The 17,193-nt window shown below is 67.0% G+C and carries 17 protein-coding genes and 1 tRNA gene; 11 read left to right on the top strand and 7 right to left on the bottom strand.

From position 1 onward, the window contains the following. Positions 1–20: 20 nt before the first annotated feature. The gene (locus HNQ73_RS15185; protein WP_183335740.1) at positions 21–1,181 is read right to left on the bottom strand and encodes a pyridoxal phosphate-dependent aminotransferase; all 1,161 of its coding nucleotides are present in this window, start codon (positions 1,179–1,181) and stop codon (positions 21–23) included. Between the two features lie 252 nt (positions 1,182–1,433). Here HNQ73_RS15185 and HNQ73_RS15180 point away from each other — a divergent pair, with 252 nt between their 5' ends. The 8 genes from HNQ73_RS15180 to HNQ73_RS15145 all read left to right on the top strand — a co-directional run bounded on the left by HNQ73_RS15180 (position 1,434) and on the right by HNQ73_RS15145 (position 7,989). Continuing rightward, positions 1,434–2,213, top strand: coding sequence for a DsbA family protein (locus HNQ73_RS15180; protein ID WP_183335738.1), 780 nt, complete (start codon positions 1,434–1,436; stop codon positions 2,211–2,213). Between the two features lie 139 nt (positions 2,214–2,352). Continuing rightward, positions 2,353–2,811: a type II 3-dehydroquinate dehydratase gene (aroQ, locus tag HNQ73_RS15175; RefSeq protein ID WP_183335737.1), complete on the top strand. Its 459-nt coding sequence runs from the start codon at positions 2,353–2,355 to the stop codon at positions 2,809–2,811. 19 nt (positions 2,812–2,830) lie between these two features. Next, on the top strand, positions 2,831–3,319 hold the full coding sequence (gene accB, locus HNQ73_RS15170) for an acetyl-CoA carboxylase biotin carboxyl carrier protein (RefSeq protein WP_183335734.1): 489 nt from the start codon (positions 2,831–2,833) through the stop codon (positions 3,317–3,319). Between the two features lie 10 nt (positions 3,320–3,329). Then, the gene (gene accC, locus HNQ73_RS15165) at positions 3,330–4,697 is read left to right on the top strand and encodes an acetyl-CoA carboxylase biotin carboxylase subunit (protein ID WP_183335732.1); all 1,368 of its coding nucleotides are present in this window, start codon (positions 3,330–3,332) and stop codon (positions 4,695–4,697) included. Between the two features lie 54 nt (positions 4,698–4,751). After that, positions 4,752–4,827, top strand: a tRNA-Lys gene (locus HNQ73_RS15160). Between the two features lie 428 nt (positions 4,828–5,255). Beyond that, a complete protein-coding gene (locus HNQ73_RS15155) occupies positions 5,256–5,873 on the top strand; it encodes an acyltransferase family protein (protein WP_183335730.1) in 618 nt (205 codons plus the stop codon). After that, complete coding sequence (locus tag HNQ73_RS15150) at positions 5,867–6,277, top strand: hypothetical protein (protein WP_183335728.1); 411 nt, start codon at positions 5,867–5,869, stop codon at positions 6,275–6,277. Before HNQ73_RS15155 ends, HNQ73_RS15150 begins: the two co-directional genes overlap by 7 nt. A 602-nt stretch (positions 6,278–6,879) precedes the next feature. Next, positions 6,880–7,989, top strand: coding sequence for a hypothetical protein (locus HNQ73_RS15145; RefSeq protein WP_244650239.1), 1,110 nt, complete (start codon positions 6,880–6,882; stop codon positions 7,987–7,989). Positions 7,990–7,995: 6 nt separating this feature from the next. On the opposite strand, the gene tgt is transcribed toward HNQ73_RS15145, so the two are convergent. From tgt to coaD, 5 genes are all read right to left on the bottom strand, one after another. Beyond that, positions 7,996–9,138 carry a tRNA guanosine(34) transglycosylase Tgt gene (gene tgt / locus HNQ73_RS15140; RefSeq protein WP_183335726.1) on the bottom strand — a complete coding sequence of 381 codons (1,143 nt, stop codon included), beginning with the start codon at positions 9,136–9,138 and terminating at the stop codon, positions 7,996–7,998. Further along, complete coding sequence (gene queA, locus HNQ73_RS15135) at positions 9,135–10,229, bottom strand: tRNA preQ1(34) S-adenosylmethionine ribosyltransferase-isomerase QueA (protein WP_183335724.1); 1,095 nt, start codon at positions 10,227–10,229, stop codon at positions 9,135–9,137. Before queA ends, tgt begins: the two co-directional genes overlap by 4 nt. 215 nt (positions 10,230–10,444) lie before the next feature. Next, positions 10,445–10,915, bottom strand: coding sequence for a peptidylprolyl isomerase (locus HNQ73_RS15130; RefSeq protein WP_183335722.1), 471 nt, complete (start codon positions 10,913–10,915; stop codon positions 10,445–10,447). Between the two features lie 85 nt (positions 10,916–11,000). Next, positions 11,001–11,564 (bottom strand): peptidylprolyl isomerase, encoded by a 564-nt coding sequence (locus tag HNQ73_RS15125; protein ID WP_183335720.1) that lies wholly within the window; start codon positions 11,562–11,564, stop codon positions 11,001–11,003. A gap of 22 nt (positions 11,565–11,586) precedes the next feature. After that, positions 11,587–12,090 (bottom strand): pantetheine-phosphate adenylyltransferase, encoded by a 504-nt coding sequence (gene coaD, locus HNQ73_RS15120; RefSeq protein ID WP_183335717.1) that lies wholly within the window; start codon positions 12,088–12,090, stop codon positions 11,587–11,589. Positions 12,091–12,171: 81 nt separating this feature from the next. On the opposite strand from coaD, the gene HNQ73_RS15115 reads away from it, so the two are divergent. Then, positions 12,172–13,053, top strand: coding sequence for a polyphosphate kinase 2 family protein (locus HNQ73_RS15115; protein WP_183335715.1), 882 nt, complete (start codon positions 12,172–12,174; stop codon positions 13,051–13,053). 52 nt (positions 13,054–13,105) lie between these two features. Here HNQ73_RS15115 and gyrA read toward each other — a convergent pair whose 3' ends face one another. Then, positions 13,106–15,892, bottom strand: a complete 2,787-nt coding sequence (gene gyrA / locus HNQ73_RS15110) for a DNA gyrase subunit A (RefSeq protein ID WP_183335714.1) — start codon at positions 15,890–15,892, stop codon at positions 13,106–13,108. 278 nt (positions 15,893–16,170) lie between these two features. On the opposite strand from gyrA, the gene HNQ73_RS15105 reads away from it, so the two are divergent. Together HNQ73_RS15105 and HNQ73_RS15100 are read left to right on the top strand one after the other, a co-directional pair. After that, entirely contained in the window at positions 16,171–16,803 is a 633-nt protein-coding gene (locus HNQ73_RS15105; RefSeq protein ID WP_183335953.1) for a MarC family protein, read from the top strand. 67 nt (positions 16,804–16,870) lie between these two features. Continuing rightward, on the top strand, positions 16,871–17,020 hold the full coding sequence (locus HNQ73_RS15100; protein ID WP_183335713.1) for a hypothetical protein: 150 nt from the start codon (positions 16,871–16,873) through the stop codon (positions 17,018–17,020). The last annotated feature ends 173 nt before the right edge of the window (positions 17,021–17,193 follow it).

The following is a 17,193-nucleotide window of genomic DNA, read 5'->3' as shown; positions in this document are numbered from 1 at the left end:
AGGCCGGCGGCGGTGGCCCGTCAACGAAGCCAGGCGCGCAGCCTCGCCACCGTCTGCCGGCAATCCTCCATCGAACCGGCGAAGGAGAAGCGGACGAACCGCGCGCCCCTGTCGGGGTCGAAATCGAGCCCGGGCGTCGCCGCGACGCCCGTCTCCTCCAGCATGCGGCGGCAGAAGGCGAGCGAATCGTTCGTGAAACGGCCGACGTCCCGGTAGATGTAGAAGGCTCCGTCGACAGGCGGCCCCTCGCCGAGGCCGATGGCCGTCATCTCCTCGAGCAGGAAAGCGCGGTTGGCCGCATAGCCGGCCTTGATCTCCTCCAGCTCCTCGACGGCGTCGAAGGCCGCTTCCGCCGCCACCTGGCTGAGGTAGGGCGGCGAGATGTAGAGGTTCTGCGCCAGAGTCTCGATGGGGCGCACGAGCCGCTCGGGTACCACGAGCCATCCGATGCGCCAGCCCGTCATGCAATAGTACTTGGAGAACGAGTTGACGATGACGGCGTCGTCGTGGACGGCGAGCGCCGTCTCGGCCGGCGCGTCATAGGTCAGGCCGTGGTAGATCTCGTCGGAGATGAACCAGACGCCGAGGCGCCGGCAGGTCTCCGCAAGCTGCGCCAGCGCCTGCCGGCCCATCATGGTGCCGGAGGGATTGGCCGGGCTCATTACCAGCACGCCGGCGAGCGGCGCCTCCCGGTGTGCCCGCTCCACCGCCTCGGCCGTCATCACCCAGCCGCTTGCGGCATCGACGGCGATGTCCACGGGCTCGATGTCGAGCGCCGCGAAGATGTTGCGATAGGCCGGATAGCCGGGCGCCGTGATGGCAACGCGCGCGCCAGGCTCGAACAGGGCGAGGAAGGCGAGCACGAAGCCTGCCGAGGAGCCTGTCGTGGCCACGATGCGCTCCGGCGCGACATCGACGCCGTACGCGTCGCGGTAGTGCCGCGCGATCCGCTCCCGCAGGGACGGCAGGCCGAGCGCCTCCGTGTAACCGATCTGCCCGGCCTCCAGCGCCGCGCGCGCGGCCTCCCGCACGCGGCGCGGCACCGGTGCGGATGGCTGGCCGACCTCCATGTGCACCACGTCGCCCCCTGCACGCTCCTTCGCCTTGGCGGCGGAGAGCACGTCCATGGCGAGGAAGGAGGAGACGCGGGCAAGCCGTGCGGGCAAGTGAGGAAGGGGCATCGACAGTCTCGATCGTGATCTGGCCGATATTTCGGCCCCAGGGGCTTAGCTCCACACCGGACCGATGGCAACGCCACGTGACGAATCGCGGCCGCTCGCCGAGGTGCTGCGCCTGCGGCCATTCGCCCCGCGGCCGCCATGCCCCAGAAATGTCGCGGTGTTGGGCCACTGACGCGCTGGTGATTTGATCTTGGCGCCTGGCCGTGCTCCCTGTCTCGGAAAGCTGCGCCAATCCGTTTTCAGGAACCAGACATGATCGCTCTTCGCTCGTTCGCCCCCGTTCTCGTCGCCTACGGGCTCGCGGCCAGCCTCATGGCCCCAGGCGCCTCGGCGCAGTCGGACACCGTCTCCCCGCAGGACCGGGCGAGTATCGAAAAGATCATCCGCGAATACCTCATCCAGAACCCCGAGGTCCTGCAGGAGGCGCTGGTCGAGCTGGAGCGGCGGCAGCAGCAGGCGCAGGAGGATGCCCAGAAGCAGGCGCTGGCTGCGCATTCCGAGGCACTGACCAGATCGCCGCATGGCATCGTCGTCGGCAACCCCGAGGGCGACGTCACACTCGTCGAGTTCTTCGACTACAATTGCGGCTTCTGCAAGCGCGCGGTCAGCGATGTTGTGGCGCTGACGAAGGCGGACCCGAAATTGCGCGTCGTGCTGCGCGACATGCCGATCCTTGGCCCCGATTCGGTCGAGGCCTCGGTCGTCGCGCTTGCCGTCAGGGAGCAGCTCGAAGGCGAAAAGTACTTCGAGTTCCACACCCGCCTCATGAACTCGCGCGGCCGTGTCGGCAAGGATCGCGCCATGGCCGTCGCCAAGGAGATGGGCGTCGACCTCGCCCGCCTGCAGAAGGACCTGGAATCGCCGAAGATCCGCGAGGCGCTGTCCGAGACGCTGGAACTCGGCGACAAGCTCTCGCTGACGGGTACGCCCGCCTTCGTCATCGGCGACGCGATCATCCCCGGCGCCGTCGGCGCGGAGCCGATCAAGCAGCGCATCGCCTCCATGCGGACGTGCGGCAAGAGCCAGTGCTGAGCGGCGCGTTGCGACGGCACGCAAGCTGCCGGACAGCTTTCGCGCGCAAAGTCTTTCTTTCCTACGCGCTTCGCGCTAAGAGGGCCGGGTTCGCGTGCCGTTCCCGGCCGCGCCGTCTGCCACGGCATTAGAGATCCCAATGGTCGCCGTTCACGTCATCAACGGTCCCAATCTCAATCTCCTCGGCGTCCGCGAGCCACAGACCTACGGCTCCATGACGCTGGCCGCGATCGAGCAGCGCCTCGTCGAGTTCGGCGCGCGCCTCGGTGCCGAGGTTGTCTGCCGGCAGTCGAATGTCGAGGGCGAGCTCGTCGGCTTCATCCACGAGGCGGGCCTCGCCGGCGCTGGCATCATTCTGAATGCCGCAGCCTACACTCACACCTCCATTGCCCTGCGCGATGCCATCAAGGCCGTCGACGCGGTGGCGATCGAGGTTCACCTGTCGAACGTGCATGCACGCGAAGCCTTTCGACACCACTCCACCATCGCGCCCGTCTGCGCCGGCGTCATCTGCGGCTTCGGTGCGGTGAGCTACGAGCTCGCCCTCGATGCCATCGTGCGCATCCTGCGGCAGCGCCAGGGCGCCGATGAAAACTGACCGAACGGACATTCCCACAATGGCCACCGCAAAACAGAACCCGATCGACCCGAGCCTCGTGCGCGAGCTCGCGCAGCTGATCGCCGACACCGATCTCTCCGAGATCGAGGTGGAAAAGGGCGATCTGCGCATTCGCGTCGCTCGCCATCTGACCGCCAACGTGTCCGTTCCCGTCGCAGCCGCCCCTGTTGCCGCGACTCCTGCCGCCGCGCCGGCGCCGGCGGCTGCCCCTGCCCCGGCTCCAGCCCCCGCCGCCAAGCCCGGCGCTGATCATCCCGGTGCCGTCACCTCGCCGATGGTCGGCACCGCCTATCGCCGCCCTGCGCCGGATGCCAAGCCCTTCGTCGAAGTGGGCTCGCGCGTCGAGGTCGGCGACAAGCTGCTTCTCGTCGAGGCCATGAAGACCTTCAACGACATCCTGGCGCCGCGCGCCGGCACGGTCACGGCGATCCTGGTGGAGGACGGGCAGCCGGTGGAGTATGGCGAGCCGCTCCTCGTCATCGAGTAAGGCTGTCGGCATGTTCGACAAGATTCTCATTGCCAATCGCGGCGAGATCGCCCTGCGCATCCTGCGTGCCTGCAAGGAGCTGGGCATCGCCACCGTCGCCGTCCACTCGACGGCCGATGCCGATGCCATGCACGTGCGGCTCGCCGACGAGAGCGTGTGCATCGGCCCGCCGACCGCACGCGACAGCTATCTCAACATGCCGGCGATCATCTCGGCCTGCGAGATCACCGGCGCCGACGCTGTGCATCCCGGCTACGGCTTTCTCTCCGAGAATGCCCGCTTCGCCGAGATGCTGGCCGACCACAACATCACCTTCATCGGCCCCAAGGCGGAGCACATCCGCCTGATGGGCGACAAGATCGAGGCCAAACGCACGGCCAAGCGCCTTGGCATTCCCTGCGTGCCGGGCTCCGAGGGCGGCATCAGCGATGACGAGGAGGCCCGGCGCGTCGCGGCCGAGATCGGCTTTCCCGTTCTCATCAAGGCGGCGGCCGGTGGCGGCGGGCGCGGCATGAAGGTGGCGCGCACCGCCGACGAGCTGCCGTATGCCCTGCAGACGGCCCGCACGGAGGCCAAGGCCGCCTTCGGCGACGACGCCGTCTATATCGAGAAGTATCTCGAGAAGCCGCGGCACATCGAGCTGCAGGTGCTTGGCGACGGCAAGGGCAACGCCATCCACCTTGGCGAGCGCGACTGCTCGCTGCAGCGCCGCCACCAGAAGGTGTGGGAGGAAGGCCCCTCGCCCGCCCTCAACCGCGCCGAGCGCGACCGCATTGGCGCTATCGTGGCCGATGCGATGAAGAAGCTCGGCTACCTCGGGGCGGGTACGGTCGAGTTCCTCTATGAGAACGGTGAGTTCTACTTCATCGAGATGAACACTCGGATCCAGGTGGAACATCCGGTGACGGAGATGATCACCGGCATCGACCTGGTGATCGAGCAGATCCGCATCGCCGCCGGCCATCCCCTGTCGATCCGCCAGGAAGACGTGCAGTTCAGCGGACACGCCATCGAGTGCCGCATCAATGCGGAGCATCCGGTGACCTTCCGCCCCTCGCCGGGCGCGATCACCTACTATCACCCGCCTGGCGGTCTCGGCGTGCGCGTCGATTCGGCCGTCTATCAGGGCTACCGCATTCCGCCGCACTACGACTCGCTCGTCGGCAAGCTCATCGTGCACGGCCGTTCGCGCAACGAGTGCCTCATGCGCCTGCGCCGCGCCCTCGATGAGTTCGTCGTCGACGGCATCGACACGACGCTGCCGCTGTTCCGCACCCTCGTCCGCAACCCGGACATCCAGAACGGTCTGTATGACATCCACTGGCTGGAAGGCTTCCTGCGCAGCGGCGGACTTGAGCTGGAAAGCTCTGAAGCGTAGGGCCAAGGTGGTTGACCGCCCGGGACGATACCCGTATCTGAGGCGGACCACAGCGAGCGCGTAGCTCAGCCGGTAGAGCAACTGACTTTTAATCAGTAGGTCCTGGGTTCGAGCCCCAGCGCGCTCACCACCGCCAAGCGGTTGAATTTGCTGTGTTTCCGGTTCCGGCGCCGGAAAGAAGATCAACGGCCGAAAAGGCGGGCGCCTTGAGATTCCGAAAGGTGGTCGCGCCGCCGTGCATGCGCCTTTCGTTCTCTGTCGGCCGGCTTCCCCCTTCAACCGGCGATCGATTGTCCCGGCGCAGGTCGCCGGCCCCATCGGCATGGCCTCGCTGCCATCGTGCGAGGGCAGCTGCCAACTTTTCTAGCGGCGGGATAGCCCGTTCTTGGGCACAGGCGTGCCGTCCACCCGGCTGACCGGGAGCCGATCGACGCGGCGCGGACGGGCTCTTGTCGGAATTGTCTTGCCGCGTTTCTCAGTTTGCGGCCTCGGCCAATGCTTGACCGCGGCGTGCCAGTCAGGGTTGTATTCCGCGCGTTTGATCAGCGGATATTGCTCATGTTCGGCACTTTCAGAACGATTCTTGCGGCGCTCGTTGTCCTGCAACATTTCAGCCCGGCTCGGCTCGTTGGCTCCATGGCCGTCTTCGCTTTCTTCACCCTCAGCGGTTTCCTGATGACGATGCTCATGGACACAGCGTACCGGGGGCGGCCGGAGGCGTTTGCGCTGAACCGCTTCCTGCGCCTCTATCCGCACTACTGGCTGGCGATGGCGATAACCGCCGTGCTTTTGCTGGCAGGCGTGGCTGGCTCCCGCCCGTTTATCGGTCTGCCCGACAGCGTCGGCGGATGGGCCGCCGCTCTGCTTTACGTCAATTACTGGCAGACATCCCCTCAGCTTTTGCCGACCGCGTGGGCCGTCACCAACGAGATCGTGTTCTATGTCCTCATCGGCCTCGGTCTGTCGAAGACCCCTGGACGCACCCTGCTCTGGTTCCTGGTCAGCTTGGTATACAGTGTCCTTGCGGCGGACTATGCGCCCAAGAATGCGGACCTTAACTACTTCCTGCCGTCCGCGGCATCATTGCCTTTTGCGCTTGGCGCGCTGGCATACCACGCTAGAGGGCTCATAGACCGTCGGTGGGCGCCGGTCTTTGCGGCGTATCGGCCTTGGTGATCGCCGCCACTATGGTCTACGTGAGCAGCGGCCGCGGCTACGCCGCCGGGCGCGCAACGGTTCTGGCCGCAACAGCGGTGTTCGCTGTTTCCATGTACGAGATCGCGAAAGCATATCAGGGGACCGTCATCCAGAAAATCGACGATCTGATCGGCGATCTCAGTTATCCCATATACCTGATCCACTTCACGGCGGCGATGGTCGCGCAGCTATGGATGCCGAGAGAGCGGAGCTATACTTTCGCGATTGTTGTCCTGATCGTGTCGATTGACATGACGATCATCATGAATGCGGTGATCAATCCGCTGATCAACCGGCTCCGTGATGCTGTCAGGTCAGGAGAAAAGCTCGCGTTTCCCTCAGTTTCCGTTCTGCAAGGGACGACTCGCCGCCGATCTGCCTAGCGGATTCCGCGGCATTAACGCTGGTCATTGCGCGTCATCATGCCTCCAGCTCACGACACTGGGGACACTGATCGATCGCAGGACGTTCTTCAGCTGCGTGCGCCGGTCGCCGTTTGGCGGGCGGCTCACGTCGGCACAGGTCGACGGGATCGAGATCCTCGCCGAGTGGGAGCGGCGCTGCCCAAGGACCTTCGCCCCCTTGCCCACATGCTGGCGGCCGTCGTCACGGGACGGCCCAGACCATGCCGCCGATCCGCGAATGCGGTGGTGAGAAGGATCTGCGCGCCAAGCTCTACCATCCATGGGGCGGCGAAGGCTTCGTGCAGGTGACGGGGAGGCCAATCATCGCAAATTCGGTGCCACGCAGCCCGGACAGCTGCTGGAATAGCCGGTTGCGTTGCGCGCGTTCTTCGACGGAATGTTGAGGCCGCGTGCGATATGCTGCGGCCCGACACCATACGACTTGCGCCTGATTTGGAGTTGAAATCGGACACTGGCTCCGTATAAGCCGTTGATAATAAATAGTTGTTCGTTGACTTCTGGGCAGTAGGTCCTGGGTTCAAGCCCCAGCGCGCTCACCCGCCGCCGGCAAGGGATTGCAGATGATGTCGACAGCAGGCCTGCCGTCGGAAGGAGTCGGCAGCGCGCAGAACGAGGCGCTGGCGCGGCGCTTCTGTTGCACCTTCCTCCTTGCCGTGCTCGCGCTCTGCGCCCTTGCCTACGGCATCATCGCCGGCTTCGACCCCTACGGCGTCACGCGCGGTGCGGGCGAGCTCGGCCCGCTGATGGATATCAACCAGCGCTACGTCTATCCGCAGATCGTGCGCAGCGGACGCTATTCCTCGGCCGTCTTCGGCACCTCGACGGTCCGGCTGCTCGATCCGCAGCGGCTCGATACGCTGCTTGGGGGGCGCTTCGCCAACCTCGCCATGAACGCCGCCACACCGTGGGAGCAGATGCAGATCGCCGATCTCTTCCTGCGCCACACCCCGAAGCCGCAGGTGCTCGTCTTCGGCATCGATGCACCGTGGTGCGACCACGATGCGGACAGCGAAGCCAGGCGCCTGACGCCACGTCCCTTCCCGCCGTGGCTCTATGATGATGACCGGCTCAACGACTGGGCCTATCTCTTCAACTCGAAGAACCTCGAGATCGCCCTGCGCGTCGCGGCCTACCGGCTTGGCCTGATGGACGAGCGCATTCGTGGCGACGGATACGAGGTCTTCGTGCCGCCGGAGGAGCGCTACGACCTCGCCCGCGCGCGCATGCACATCTGGCAGGGGCGCGAGCCGCGGCAGATCACGCCCGTCGTGCCGGCCGAGACGGTGAGCGAAGCGGAGCGTGCCAGCTGGCGCTTTCCGGCGCTCGCGTGGCTTGATGCGATGCTGGCCCGCGCGCCGGCCGAGACGCGAAAGATGATCGTGCTGCCACCGGTGCATGTCGCCGTGCAGCCGCGGCCGGGCAGCCGGGCCGTCGCCGTCGAGACCGCCTGCAAGGCGGCGCTCGTCGATATTGCCAAGAGGCGCGGCGCACTGCTGGTCGATTTCCGGCGCTCCTCCCCCGTCACGCGGGAGGACAGCAACTACTGGGATCCGATGCACTACCGCATCGGCATCGCCCGCCGCATCGAGGACATGCTGGCGGCCGCGATGAACGGGACGACCGAGGCGGAGGACGGCTTCTTCGTGACGCCCGCCTCCCCGGCCTGGTGAGGCCGCTTAGCTGGTGGCCACCTCTCCGTCACTCTCGCCGCGTGCCCAGCCCGCCCTCGTTTCGGCGATGAAGTCGTCGAGGCGGTCTTCCGCGATGGCGCGGCGCAGGCCGGCCATGAGATCCTGATAATAGGCGAGATTGTTCCACGTCAGCAGCATCATGCCGAGAATCTCGCCCGCCTTGACGAGGTGGTGCAGGTAGGCGCGGCTGTAGGTGTTCGACGCCGGGCATTTGGATTCGGGATCGAGCGGCCGCGGGTCGTCCGCGTGACGCGCGTTGCGCAGGTTGATGCGCCCGAAGCGGGTGTAGGCGAGGCCGTGCCGGCCGGCCCGCGTGGGCATCACGCAGTCGAACATGTCGATGCCGCGGCGCACGGCCTCGACGATGTCGTCCGGCGTGCCGACGCCCATGAGGTAGCGCGGCTTGCCCTCAGGCAGATAGGGCATCACCGTCTCGATCATGGCGAGCATGACGTGCTGCGGCTCGCCGACGGCGAGGCCGCCGATGGCATAGCCGTCGAGCCCCATGTTGACCAGCTCGCGCGCGCTCTCGATGCGCAGGCGCGGCACCTCGCCACCCTGTACGATGCCGAACAGCGCCCGCTCGGGCTGCGTGCCGAAGGCAATCTTGCAGCGCTCGGCCCAGCGCAGGGAGAGGCGCATCGCCTTCTCCGCCACCGCCTCCGGGCACGGGAGCCGCACGCATTCGTCGAGCTGCATCTGGATGTCGGAACCGAGCAGGCCCTGGATCTCGATCGACCGCTCCGGCGTCAGGACGTGCGTCGAACCGTCGAGGTGCGACTGGAACGTGACGCCGTTCTCGTCGATCTTGCGCAGCTGCGCCAGCGACATGACCTGGAAACCGCCCGAGTCCGTCAGGATCGGATAGGGCCAGTTCATGAACTTGTGCAGGCCGCCGAGCGCGGCCACCCGCTCCGCCCCCGGACGCAGCATGAGGTGATAGGTGTTGCCCAGAACGACGTCGGCCCCCAGCGCCTTCACCTGGTCGGGATACATGGCCTTGACGGTGGCCGCCGTTCCGACAGGCATGAAGGCCGGCGTGCGGATGACACCCCGCGGCATGCGGATCTCGCCCGTGCGGGCGGCGCCGCACGTCTTGCCGGGGGTGAAGGTGAAGGAAACGGTCATGCTGGCGTCTCCGGCGCACGGAACAGCAGGCAGGCATCGCCGTAGGAATAGAAGCGATAGCCGGCCGCGATGGCGTGGGCATAGGCCGCTTTCATCGTCTCCATGCCGGCAAAGGCACAGACCAGCATGAAGAGCGTCGAGCGCGGCAGGTGGAAATTGGTCATCAGCACGTCGACGGCGCGGAAGCGATAGCCCGGCGTGATGAAGATCGCCGTATCGCCGCTCCAGGCCTCGAAGGTGCCGTCGGGGCGCACGGCGCTCTCCAGAAGGCGCAGGGCCGTCGTGCCGACGGCGACGATGCGCCGGCCCTCAGCGCGGGCGGCGTTGAGGGCCGCGGCGGTGGGCGCATCGATCGTGCCCCACTCGGAATGCATGCGGTGGTCGCGCGTGTCCTCCACCTTCACCGGCAGGAAGGTGCCGGCGCCAACGTGCAGTGTCACGAAGTGCCGTGCGATGCCGCGCGCGTCGAGCGCCGAGAACAGCTCGCCGGTGAAGTGGAGACCCGCAGTGGGCGCAGCGACGGCGCCGTCGTGGCGGGCGTAGATGGTCTGGTAGTCCCTGAGGTCGGCGGCGTCGTCGGGGCGCTTCGAGGCAATGTAGGGCGGCAGCGGCATGCGCCCGAGGCGTGCGATCGCCTCGTCGAGCGCCGGGCCCGCGAAGGCGAAGCGCAGCAGCACCTCGCCGCCCTCGCCCTTCTCCGCGACCTCTGCGTCGAGCGCGGCGAGCAGGCAGGCCATGCTCTCGGCCTCCTCGCCGAAGCGGATACGGTCACCCGCCAGCAGGCGCTTGCCTGGGCGAGCGAAAGCGCGCCACAGATCCGCCCCCTCGCGCTTGTGGAGCGTCACCTCGACACGGGAGACCGCCTCCCCCCTCACCCGTATGCCGGAAAGGCGCGCAGGAATGACGCGCGTGTCGTTGAGAACGAGGACGTCGCCCGGTTGCAGCAGGCCCGGCAGCTCGCGCACGATGCGGTCCTCCCGCCGGCCTTCGCGCGGGTCCACGACGAGCATGCGCGCGCTGTCGCGCGGGTTCGCCGGCCGCAGGGCGATGCTCTCTTCCGGCAGTTCGAAGTCGAACAGATCGACGCGCAACGGTTCTTCCCGAATGAAACGAGGGGCTTCGAGACAGGACTTAGGCGGCCGGCAGGGGGCTTGCCAGTGTGCCTTCCGCATGCAGGCATGCCCAGCCAGCCCTCACTGCCTTGCCTCGCGGGCCACGCGGCCGGCGGGCAGGAGCCGGGCCACCCGGCCGTGCTGAGCCCGGGCGCCACCTGCGAGGCACCCGGTCTGCCCGCGTTCAGCCAATATTATGCCGCGTCGGCCGCGACACGCATCGAGATGATCTTGTCGGGGTCGCGCACGGGCTCGCCGCGCTTCAGCTGGTCGACGTTCTCCATACCCTCGATGACCTTGCCCCAGACGGTGTACTGCCGGTCGAGGAAGCGCGCATCGTCGAAGCAGATGAAGAACTGCGAATTGGCCGAGTGGGGATACTGAGTGCGGGCCATGGAGCAGGTGCCACGCACGTGCGGCTCCTCGTTGAACTCGGCCTTCAGGTCCGGCAGGTCAGAGCCGCCGGTGCCCGTGCCGTAGGGGCAGCCGGCCTGGGCCATGAAGCCGTCGATAACGCGGTGGAAGACGATGCCGTCGTAGAAGCCGGCGCGCGCCAGCTCCTTGATGCGCGCCACGTGGTTGGGCGCCAGGTCCGGCCGCAGCGCGATGACGACGCGGCCCTTGGTCGTTTCCATGATGATCGTGTTTTCGGGATCGGTCGTCATCTTTCCTCTCCTGGTTGTAAGGGCCGTGGACGGCCCAAGCGGCGCCCGCCGCTCGACAAGCGATCTTTCACCGTTGCCTGCGGCGTTACCTGGCGTCCGCAGCGACCTGCATGCGGACGATCTTGTCCGGGTTGTCGACCATGCCGTTGCGGGCCGGGTTGCCCTTCTTGATCTTGTCGACCACCTCCATGCCCGACACGACCTCGCCGAAGACGGTGTACTGGCCGTTGAGGAAGGACGCGTCGTCAAAGCAGATGAAGAACTGCGAGTTGGCGGAATTGGGATCCTGCGCCCGCGCCATGCCCACGGTGCCGCGCTTGAAGGGCGCGTTGGAGAACTCGGCCGGCAGGTCCGGCAGGTTCGAGCGGCCGGTGCCGGTGCCGGTCGGATCGCCCGTCTGCGCCATGAAGCCCTCGATGACGCGGTGGAAGACGACGCCGTCATAGAAGCCGGCGCGCGTCAGCTTCTTGATCTGCTCGACATGCATCGGCGCGAGATCCGGCCGCAGGCGGATGGTGACACGCCCGTCCTTGGTGTCGAGATAGATCGTGTTCTCGGGATCAAGCGCCTGCGCCGCGGCCGGTGCGACGAGCGCGGGCGCGACGATGAGAGACACGAAGGCGGCAAGCGCGAGCAGCAAACGCGGCATGAGGCTCTCCTGATCCGGCCGGTCAACCGGCAGCGAAACGTCGTTGAAGGCGGGCGGCCACCCGTTGGGGCACGAAGCGCGAGACATCGCCGCCCATGGACGCGATCTGGCGCACGAGCGTGGCTGTGATGGGGCGCACCATGGGCGAGGCCGGCAGGAAGACGGTCTGCACGTCCGGCGCGAGCGCCTCGTTCATCCCCGCCATCTGCATCTCGTAGTCGAGGTCCGTGCCGTCGCGCAACCCGCGGATGAGCAGGCTCGCGCCATGGCGGCGCGCCGCCTCCACCACGAGGTCGGAGAAGGTGACCACGGCAAGCTCGGTCCCCTGCTGCTGCGCCAGCGGAGCACATTCCTCCTCGAGCATGGCCGCCCGCTCCTCCACGGAAAAGAGCGGCGTCTTGCCCGGGTGGATGCCGATGGCGATGACGAGCCTGTCGACGAGGCGGCAGGCGTTGCGCACGACATCGAGATGCCCGTTCGTGACGGGATCGAACGAGCCGGCATAGAGAGCGGTGCGTGCGGACATGGAATCTCCCTGACGACACCCTGCGCTGGATAAACCGGCCGGGCCCTTTATCCTAGCCCCTTCCTGCCCCCGGAGTCGCCCATGTCGGACATCGATGCCCTTCTTGCCTCCTATCGCATCACGGACGGCAGCAAGTTCCGGCTCTCGAAGCATGAGCCGCGCGACACCAACGGCTTCGACATCGATAAGGCCGCGGCCAAGGCAATGCTGGAAGAGGGCATCTCCCACATGCGCGACATGCAGGAGAAGCTCTTCGCCCAGCGGGAATGGGCGGTGCTCCTCATCTTCCAGGCGATGGACGCTGCCGGCAAGGACGGCGTGATCAAGCACGTAATGTCCGGGATCAACCCCCAGGGCTGTCAGGTGCATCCTTTCAAGGCCCCGTCCGAGGAGGAACTTGCCCACGACTTCCTGTGGCGCACCAGTTGCCGACTGCCGGAGCGCGGCCGCATCGGCATCTTCAACCGCTCGTACTACGAGGAGGTGCTGGTGGTGCGCGTACACCCTGAACTTCTCGCCCGCCAGCGCCTGCCCCGCCGCCTTGTGACGGACGCCATCTGGGACGAGCGGCTGAAGGACATCCGCCGGTTCGAGGACTATCTCTCGCGCAACGGCACGAAGATCCTCAAGTTCTTCCTCAACGTGTCGAAGGAAGAGCAGAAGAGGCGCCTTCTCGACCGCATCGACGACCCATCCAAGAACTGGAAGTTCGACGTGAAGGACGTCGACGAACGCCAGCACTGGGACGCCTACATGCAGGCCTATGAGGCCGCCATCCGCGCCACCGCGACCGAGGAAGCGCCCTGGTATGTGGTGCCGGCGGACAACAAGTGGTTCACGCGCGTCGTCGTCATGGCCGCCATCATCGGCGAGATGCGCAAGCTCGACCTCGCCTTCCCGCAGGTCTCGGACGCGATGCGCGCGAAGCTTTCCGACATCCGCGAGGACCTCGAAAACGACTGAAGCGGCGCCGGGGCGCCGCTTCGTCGGGATGGTCGCGGTGCGGACTGGCCACTCAGGCCTCGCCTGCCCCTTCCTCGCCCTCGCTGGCCTCGCCGGCCTCGCCGTTACCGCTCGCGTCCTCGCCCTCGTCGCTGATGCGCTCGACGGAGACAACGCGCTCGTCCTCGGCTGTGTTGAAGACGATGACACCCTGGCTGGCGCGGCCGACGATGCGGATGTCGTCGACCGGGCAGCGGATGAGCTGCCCGCCGTCGGTGACGAGCATGATCTGGTCACTTGCCTCGACCGGGAAGGATGCGACGAGCGAGCCGTTGCGCTCGTTGACGGCCATGGCGACGATGCCCTTGCCGCCGCGGCCGGTGACCCGGTACTCGTAGGCCGAGGTGCGCTTGCCGTAGCCGTTCTCCGAGATGGTGAGGATGAACTGCTCGGCCGCGCCCATGAGCGCATAGCGCTCCTGCGACAGGCGGCTGTCGGCCGCGCCTTCCTCCAGCTCGCCCTCTTCGTCGCCGTTGGCCCCGTCACCATTGGCGGCACGGCGCGCGGCATTGGCGAGCTTGAGATAGGCGGCGCGCTCGTCCGCCGTCGCGTCTGTGTGGCGCAGGATGGCGAGGGAGATGACCTTGTCGCCCTCTCCCAGCGAGATGCCGCGCACGCCGGTGGAATCACGCCCCTTGAAAACGCGCACCTCCGTGACCGGGAAGCGGATGCACTGGCCGAGCGCCGTCGTCAGCAGCACGTCGTCCTGCTCGGTGCAAATCTGCACGTCGACGATGGCGTCGCCCTCGTCAAGCTTCATGGCGATCTTGCCGGCGCGGTTCACCTGCACGAAGTCGGACAGCTTGTTGCGCCGCACATTGCCGCTCGCCGTGGCGAACATCACGTCGAGCGACGCCCAGCTCGCCTCGTCCTCGGGTAGCGGCATGATGGTGGTGATGCGCTCGCCCTCTTCGAGCGGCAGCATGTTGATGAGGGCCTTGCCGCGCGCGTTGGGTGCCGCCAGCGGCAGGCGCCACACCTTCTCCTTGTAGACCTGGCCGCGCGAGGAGAAGAACAGCACCGGCGTGTGCGTGCTGGCGACGAAGAGGCGCGTGACGAAATCCTCGTCGCGCGTCTGCATGCCGCTGCGGCCCTTGCCGCCGCGCCGCTGGGCGCGATAGGTCGTCAGCGGCACGCGCTTGATGTAACCGGCGTGGCTGACAGTGACGACCATGTCCTCGCGCTGGATGAGATCCTCGTCCTCCACGTCCGCCGCCCAGTCGAGGATCTCGGTCCGACGCGGCGTGGCGAAGGCGTCGCGGATGGCGATCAGCTCGTCCTTCACGATGCCCATGATGCGCGCGCGCGAGCGCAGGATGTCGAGATAGTCGCTGATCTCGTCGGAGAGTTTGTTGAGCTCGTCGGCGATCTCGTCGCGGCCGAGAGCCGTGAGGCGCTGCAGGCGCAGGTCGAGGATGGCGCGCGCCTGCGTCTCGGACAGGCGATAGGTGCCGTCCTCCTGCACGCGGTGGCGCGGATCGTCGATGAGGGCGATGAGCGGCGCGACGTCGCCGGCCGGCCAGTCGCGCGCCATCAGCGCCTCGCGTGCCGAGTTCGGGTCCGGCGCCGTGCGGATGAGGTGGATGACCTCGTCGATGTTCGCCACGGCGATGGCGAGGCCGACCAGGACGTGGGCCCGGTCGCGGGCCTTGCCGAGCAGGAACTTGGTGCGCCGGGAGACCACCTCCTCGCGGAACTCCACGAAGGCGCAGATCATGTCGCGCAGCGTCATCAGCTCTGGCCGGCCGCCGTTCAGCGCCACCATGTTGGCGCCGAAGCTCGTCTGCATCGGCGTGTAGCGGTAGAGCTGGTTGAGGACGACCTCCGCCACCGCATCGCGCTTGAGCTCGATGACGATGCGCATGCCGTCGCGGTCGGATTCGTCGCGCAGGTCGGAGATGCCCTCGATGCGCTTCTCGCGCACCAGCTCGGCGATCTTCTCGATCAGCGCCGCCTTGTTCACCTGGTAGGGGATCTCGGTGACGATGATCGCCTCGCGATCCTTGCGCACCTCCTCCACCGTACTGCGGGCGCGCATGATAATGGAGCCGCGCCCGGTGGTGTAGGCGGAGCGAATGCCCGAGCGGCCGAGGATGGTCGCTGCGGTCGGGAAGTCCGGACCGGGCACGATCTCGATCAGCTCCTCGTCGCTGATCTCGGGCCGGTCGATGAAGGCGACGCAGGCTTCGACCACCTCGCCCAGGTTGTGCGGCGGGATGTTGGTGGCCATGCCGACGGCGATGCCGCCGGCGCCGTTGACGAGCAGGTTCGGGAAGCGCGCCGGCAGGACCGACGGCTCCTTCTCCGTGTTGTCGTAGTTGTCGTTGAAGTCGACGGTGTCCTTGTCGATGTCCTCGAGCAGGGGCATCGCCGCCTTGGCGAGCCGCGACTCGGTGTAGCGCATGGCCGCCGGCGGGTCGCCGTCCACCGAGCCGAAGTTGCCCTGTCCGTCGATGAGCGGCAGGCGCATGGAGAAGTCCTGCGCCATGCGCACGAGGGCGTCGTAGATCGCCTGGTCGCCGTGCGGGTGGTACTTACCGATCACGTCACCGACGATGCGGGCCGACTTGCGGTAGGGCTTGTCCGGCGTGTAGCCGTTCTCGTGCATCGAGAAGAGGATGCGCCGATGCACGGGCTTGAGGCCGTCCCGCACATCCGGCAGGGCGCGGCTCACGATCACGCTCATCGCGTAATCGAGGTAGCTGCGCTTCATCTCGTCGATGATGGAGACCGGCTTGATATCGCCTCCGGGCGGCGTGCGGTCGCTGCCGCCGTTCTGGATGTCGTCTTGATCCGCCAAGGTGCTCGTCCGCAGTGAATGTTCCGCCGGCGGGTGTCGCGGGCGGAATGAGTCTTACTCCGTCTAGCCCATCCGGCCCCAAAATGCCATAGCAGAAAGCTCCGCACGGCGCGTCCGATCCGCAATGAGAATCAGCCACTTAGTCACGATTTCGGATGTTTTTGCGGCGCGCCCGCCCCACCGATGCTGGCCATGAGGGCAAAGGAGCGCCGGGTGCCTTGCGCAAGCCACTGCAGCAACGGCACAATCGCCGTCGCACAGCGTCAGAACGCGGGGGCATCGTGCAGGAATTCATCTCGTCGGCGCTCGTTACGCTGCTCGTCACGCTCGACCCGCCGGGCCTAGCCCCGATCTTCCTAAGCCTCACGCGCGGCATGACGACGGCCGAGAGCCGGCGCGTCGCCGTGCGGGCCGCCTTCATCGCCTTCGGCATCATGGCCTTCTTCGGCCTCGGCGGAGACTATCTGCTGCGGGCGCTCGGCATCGGCCTGCCCGCCTTCCGCATCGCCGGCGGGCTCCTGCTGTTCTGGATCGCCTTCGAGATGGTGTTCGAGCTCAGGACCGCCCGCAAGGCAGCGACGGCGAACACCGCGATCACGGAGGATCACATCCGCAACGTCGCGGCCTTTCCGCTCGCCATCCCCCTGCTCGCCGGGCCCGGCGCCATCACGGCCACCATCCTCCTCGCCGGCCAGACGGACGGCGACCCGCTGCGGCTCGGCCTACTCCTCCTGATGATCGCCGCGGTGCTCGCGCTCTGCCTCGTCGTCTTCTACCTCGCCAACGGCATTTCGCGCCTTCTCGGCACCACGGGCAACATCGTGCTGACGCGGCTGCTCGGCGTCGTCCTCGCCGCTCTCGCGGTGCAGTTCGTCATCGACGGTGTCAGGGCGGTTGCCGGGGCCGGCTGACCGTCCCCGGAACAATTGCCGCCCAGCCCCCGTGTCCAACCGGACACAAGAGGATCGGGGGTGCATCATGGGGTCGCGGAGCCTGCTCTATCTCGTCGTCGGCGCGTTATGCGTCGTCGTCGCCGTTCTCGGGTACCGGCTCTACCAGGAAGAGCGCAAACCCGACGGCGTCGAGATCAGCATCGGCCAGGGTGGTGTGTCGATCGAGAAGAACTGAACGGGCTGACAACCGACATCACCCGAACAGCGGATCGCCCGAACAGCGGAGCGAGCGGAAGGTCCTGTCACCTCCGTCCGGTGGGTGTGCAATCGCTGGGGTGCTTCTGGCGGCCCGGGCCGCCGCCGTGCGGCCGTGTCGTCTGCCGCTGGCGCGACACCCCGTGCGGGCCG

The organism is Chelatococcus composti (assembly GCF_014201415.1).
Lineage (GTDB): Bacteria > Pseudomonadota > Alphaproteobacteria > Rhizobiales > Beijerinckiaceae > Chelatococcus_A > Chelatococcus_A composti.
The sequence above is the reverse complement of the archived record's forward strand: the minus strand, read 5'-3'. Positions and strand labels throughout refer to the sequence as shown.

What these genes read in the sequence shown, in the direction of transcription:
- HNQ73_RS15185 (WP_183335740.1), bottom strand. Translation starts at nt 1,181, where the DNA reads ATGCCCCTTCCTCACTTGCCCGCACGGCTTGCCCGCGTCTCCTCCTTC.
- HNQ73_RS15180 (WP_183335738.1), top strand. Translation starts at nt 1,434, where the DNA reads ATGATCGCTCTTCGCTCGTTCGCCCCCGTTCTCGTCGCCTACGGGCTC.
- aroQ (WP_183335737.1), top strand. Translation starts at nt 2,353, where the DNA reads ATGGTCGCCGTTCACGTCATCAACGGTCCCAATCTCAATCTCCTCGGC.
- accB (WP_183335734.1), top strand. Translation starts at nt 2,831, where the DNA reads ATGGCCACCGCAAAACAGAACCCGATCGACCCGAGCCTCGTGCGCGAG.
- accC (WP_183335732.1), top strand. Translation starts at nt 3,330, where the DNA reads ATGTTCGACAAGATTCTCATTGCCAATCGCGGCGAGATCGCCCTGCGC.
- HNQ73_RS15155 (WP_183335730.1), top strand. Translation starts at nt 5,256, where the DNA reads ATGTTCGGCACTTTCAGAACGATTCTTGCGGCGCTCGTTGTCCTGCAA.
- HNQ73_RS15145 (WP_244650239.1), top strand. Translation starts at nt 6,880, where the DNA reads ATGATGTCGACAGCAGGCCTGCCGTCGGAAGGAGTCGGCAGCGCGCAG.
- tgt (WP_183335726.1), bottom strand. Translation starts at nt 9,138, where the DNA reads ATGACCGTTTCCTTCACCTTCACCCCCGGCAAGACGTGCGGCGCCGCC.
- HNQ73_RS15130 (WP_183335722.1), bottom strand. Translation starts at nt 10,915, where the DNA reads ATGACGACCGATCCCGAAAACACGATCATCATGGAAACGACCAAGGGC.
- HNQ73_RS15125 (WP_183335720.1), bottom strand. Translation starts at nt 11,564, where the DNA reads ATGCCGCGTTTGCTGCTCGCGCTTGCCGCCTTCGTGTCTCTCATCGTC.
- coaD (WP_183335717.1), bottom strand. Translation starts at nt 12,090, where the DNA reads ATGTCCGCACGCACCGCTCTCTATGCCGGCTCGTTCGATCCCGTCACG.
- HNQ73_RS15115 (WP_183335715.1), top strand. Translation starts at nt 12,172, where the DNA reads ATGTCGGACATCGATGCCCTTCTTGCCTCCTATCGCATCACGGACGGC.
- HNQ73_RS15100 (WP_183335713.1), top strand. Translation starts at nt 16,871, where the DNA reads ATGGGGTCGCGGAGCCTGCTCTATCTCGTCGTCGGCGCGTTATGCGTC.